Here is a 2,895-nt window from a genome sequence, read left to right as displayed (position 1 = left end):
CGAGGACAACCGGCAGGCGGTGCTGACGACCTCCTTTCGGGAGCAGGGCACGCGCCTGGCCCATGCTACGGGTCCCGATGGCACGCTGCGCCTGGATGCGCCGTGGTGGCACAGTCCGGCAGTAGCGCTCACGGGGCGGGCGGTGCCGCCAGTGACGGAGGCGCATCCGTTTGACGGGCACGGCTATCATTTTGAGGCGGCCCATGTGCACGAGTGCCTGCGAGCCGGGCACGCAGAGAGTCCGGTGCTCCCGCTGGACGATACGGTTGCGGTGATGCGCACGCTCGACCAGGTGCGCGAGGCGTGCGGGCTGCCCGCCTGGGAGGCGCGGGTGTGATGGAGGGCGCCGGGCATGAGAGCGCTTCCACGGGCCACCTACAATTCACCCAATTATTTGAAAGGGCTTTTCGTGTTAAGAGTGTGCAACGGAAAGCGCTTGCGGGCGGTGTATTGGCGAACGGATGGGGGCGTGGAAGGTACAGGCGGGCGAAATGGAGGCGCACGATAGCGTCTCTTCCTTTTGCATAATCCGTCTGATTGCTATGACCTGGCTTACCCAGCTTCGCGACCGCTACCTGAATGCATCGGTAGAGGCTACAGCGCACTACACCAAGGTGTGGGGCGCATGTGCACACTGCGAAACGCACACACCCTGGATGGCGCGTCCATCTCATGGATACTACAAGTGTCTGGAGTGCGGCCAGCATCCGCTCGATGCGCATGCCGCCGCGCCTGCTGGTGCCGCTGCCCACGACGACCGTCCGCCACGCCGTGAGCACGCGGCCCCATCCTCAGCCCCGCAGACCGCATAGCCTTTGATACGCAGACGACCATTCGCAACTACCAGAAGACCACCAGCATCACTACGGTAAGTCCCACGATAGCGACCGACTGCCAGCGGTAGTCTTTGTACCAGGGCAGCGCCGTTTCGGGCTCAATGGTGCGGTTGGCCCAGGTATATCCTTCGACCTTCTCTTGGGTAGGCTGTGTGTCGAACGCGAGTGCGGAGCCGATAGCCAGCCCGATGCATAGGACCGTAAGCAAGCCTGCCACAATGGTGAAGTGGAGCTCGAGCGTATCGGTAATCCAGAACGCAAAGACGACGAGCGAGAGCGCGTGCCCACCGGTTAGCGTGATGAATGCGCTGTTTTTACCCATGCGCGGCCAGAATACGCCGAGCAAGAACACCGCGACAACCGGCGGCACGAGGAAGGAGAGCACCGACTGGATGTAATTCCACAGCCCGGGAAACTCGCGAATCATAGGCGCCCACAGCGCAGCCACGATCATCAGGATAACCGTGACCCACTTGCCAAGCGTTCCGATCTGCTGCGCTGTAAGGTCGGGCTTGGCGGGCTGCACGAAGTCAACCGTGATGAGCGTAGACGCGGCGTTTAGGGTCGAGTCGATGGTAGACATGATGGCGGCGACGAGCCCAGCCAGCACCAGCCCCACCACACCTATGGGCAGCAGTTCAGTGACGAGCGTGGGGAAGACGAGATCGGGATTCTCAAGGTTGGGGTAGAGCGAGAGCGCCCACGCGCCCGGCAGCACCATAATGAAGAGCGGTGCCAGCTTCAGCAGTCCGCCCAGCAGCGCGCCCCAGCGGGCCTGTTTCAGATCTTTGGCACCCAGCACGCGCTGCACGATGTACTGGTTAAGCCCCCAGTAGTAAAAGCCCAGCACGGGCACACCCACGAGGGTGCCCAGCCACGGTAAGCGCCCTTCTGCATTGTCGATGGGATGAATCATGGACAGGTGGCCGTCGGGGAGGGCGGCGGTAGCTTGGGCCCACGAAAAGTCGAACTGCGCAAATGTAATCAGCGCAATAAAGACGGATCCCACAAACAGGATAACCGCCTGTATGACATCGGTGTACACGACAGCTGCAAGCCCGCCGAAGGCCGTATAGATGCCTGCTATGCCCGCCAGCCCGAAGGCCGTCCATAGAAACGGGAGGTCGGGGAAGAACATCTGCAAGACGAGTGTGCCTGCGTAGATGCCGCCCGCGGCGTCAATCATGATGCTGGTGAAGACCGTGAGCCCCGAGAAGTACTTTCGCGAGCGCACATCGAAGCGCTTTTCGAGATACTCCGGGATGGTGGTCAGGCGCGAGCGAATGAAGAAGGGGATGAAGAAGAACGCCATGAACACCAGTACGAGCCCCGCCATCCACTCGTAGTTTGATACGGCGATGCCGGTGCTGTACGCATCGCCAGCCAGGCCAATGAGCGTAGTGCTGGAGATGTTGGAGGCGAAGAGTGAGAGCCCAATGGTGCCCCACATCAGCGAGCGCCCCGCCAGGAACAGGTCTTCGCCGGTATCAATGCGTTTGGCGATGTAGTAGCCAATCCCAAAAACGATGAGGAAATACCCCCCGATGACAAACAGATCGAGGGTGCTGATGGGAAAATCCGTCATAGAGCGCGTAGTTGGTTTACGTCAACAAGCACGGGATAGCGGGCGTGGGTGGACTGCGCGCGGCGGCGCATCCGTTAACGCTGCGTAAAGAGGCCGTTGCATTCTACCCAACAGCGCGGTCGGGGTCAAGTCCACTACGTAAAGACCGCATGCTCAATGCGGCAGGCGCGTACTACGGCAGGTACGTAGGTAGGTGGATGCGCAGGCCCGGTGGCATAGCACCGAAAAGGCCCAGCCGCACAGCGCAGCTGGGCCCGTTGGTGAGAAGGTGCCGTTTCGTAAGCGGCACAGACCGCTTCGGAGCAGACCTTACAGCCGGTACGTGAGCGAGGCTGTAATACGGCGTGGCAGGATGGGGCGCGCGTTAAAGAACGGCTGGTCCGATGGATCGACGCCCGCGGGCAGACGCGGATCGCCCTCGGTGAGGCCGCGGCTTTCGAATGCGTTGAAGGCGCGTACGCCCAGGCGCAGCGA

Annotated in this window: 2 protein-coding genes and 1 pseudogene; 2 read left to right on the top strand and 1 reads right to left on the bottom strand. The window is 61.7% G+C overall.

From position 1 onward, the window contains the following. Both R6U20_RS05160 and R6U20_RS05155 read left to right on the top strand, forming a co-directional pair. Nucleotides 1-337: pseudogene (locus R6U20_RS05160) on the top strand (gfo/Idh/MocA family oxidoreductase); the annotation flags it as partial. Nucleotides 338-542: 205 nt separating this feature from the next. Beyond that, complete coding sequence (locus R6U20_RS05155) at nucleotides 543-812, top strand: hypothetical protein (protein ID WP_410336797.1); 270 nt, start codon at nucleotides 543-545, stop codon at nucleotides 810-812. 28 nt (nucleotides 813-840) lie between these two features. Here R6U20_RS05155 and R6U20_RS05150 read toward each other — a convergent pair whose 3' ends face one another. Continuing rightward, the gene (locus R6U20_RS05150) at nucleotides 841-2,421 is read right to left on the bottom strand and encodes a sodium:solute symporter (RefSeq protein ID WP_410336796.1); all 1,581 of its coding nucleotides are present in this window, start codon (nucleotides 2,419-2,421) and stop codon (nucleotides 841-843) included. Nucleotides 2,422-2,895: the final 474 nt, after the last annotated feature.

Source organism: Longimonas sp. (assembly GCF_046498435.1).
In the GTDB taxonomy this organism is placed as follows: domain Bacteria; phylum Bacteroidota; class Rhodothermia; order Rhodothermales; family Salinibacteraceae; genus Longimonas.
This window is presented reverse-complemented; position numbering and strand designations above follow the sequence as displayed.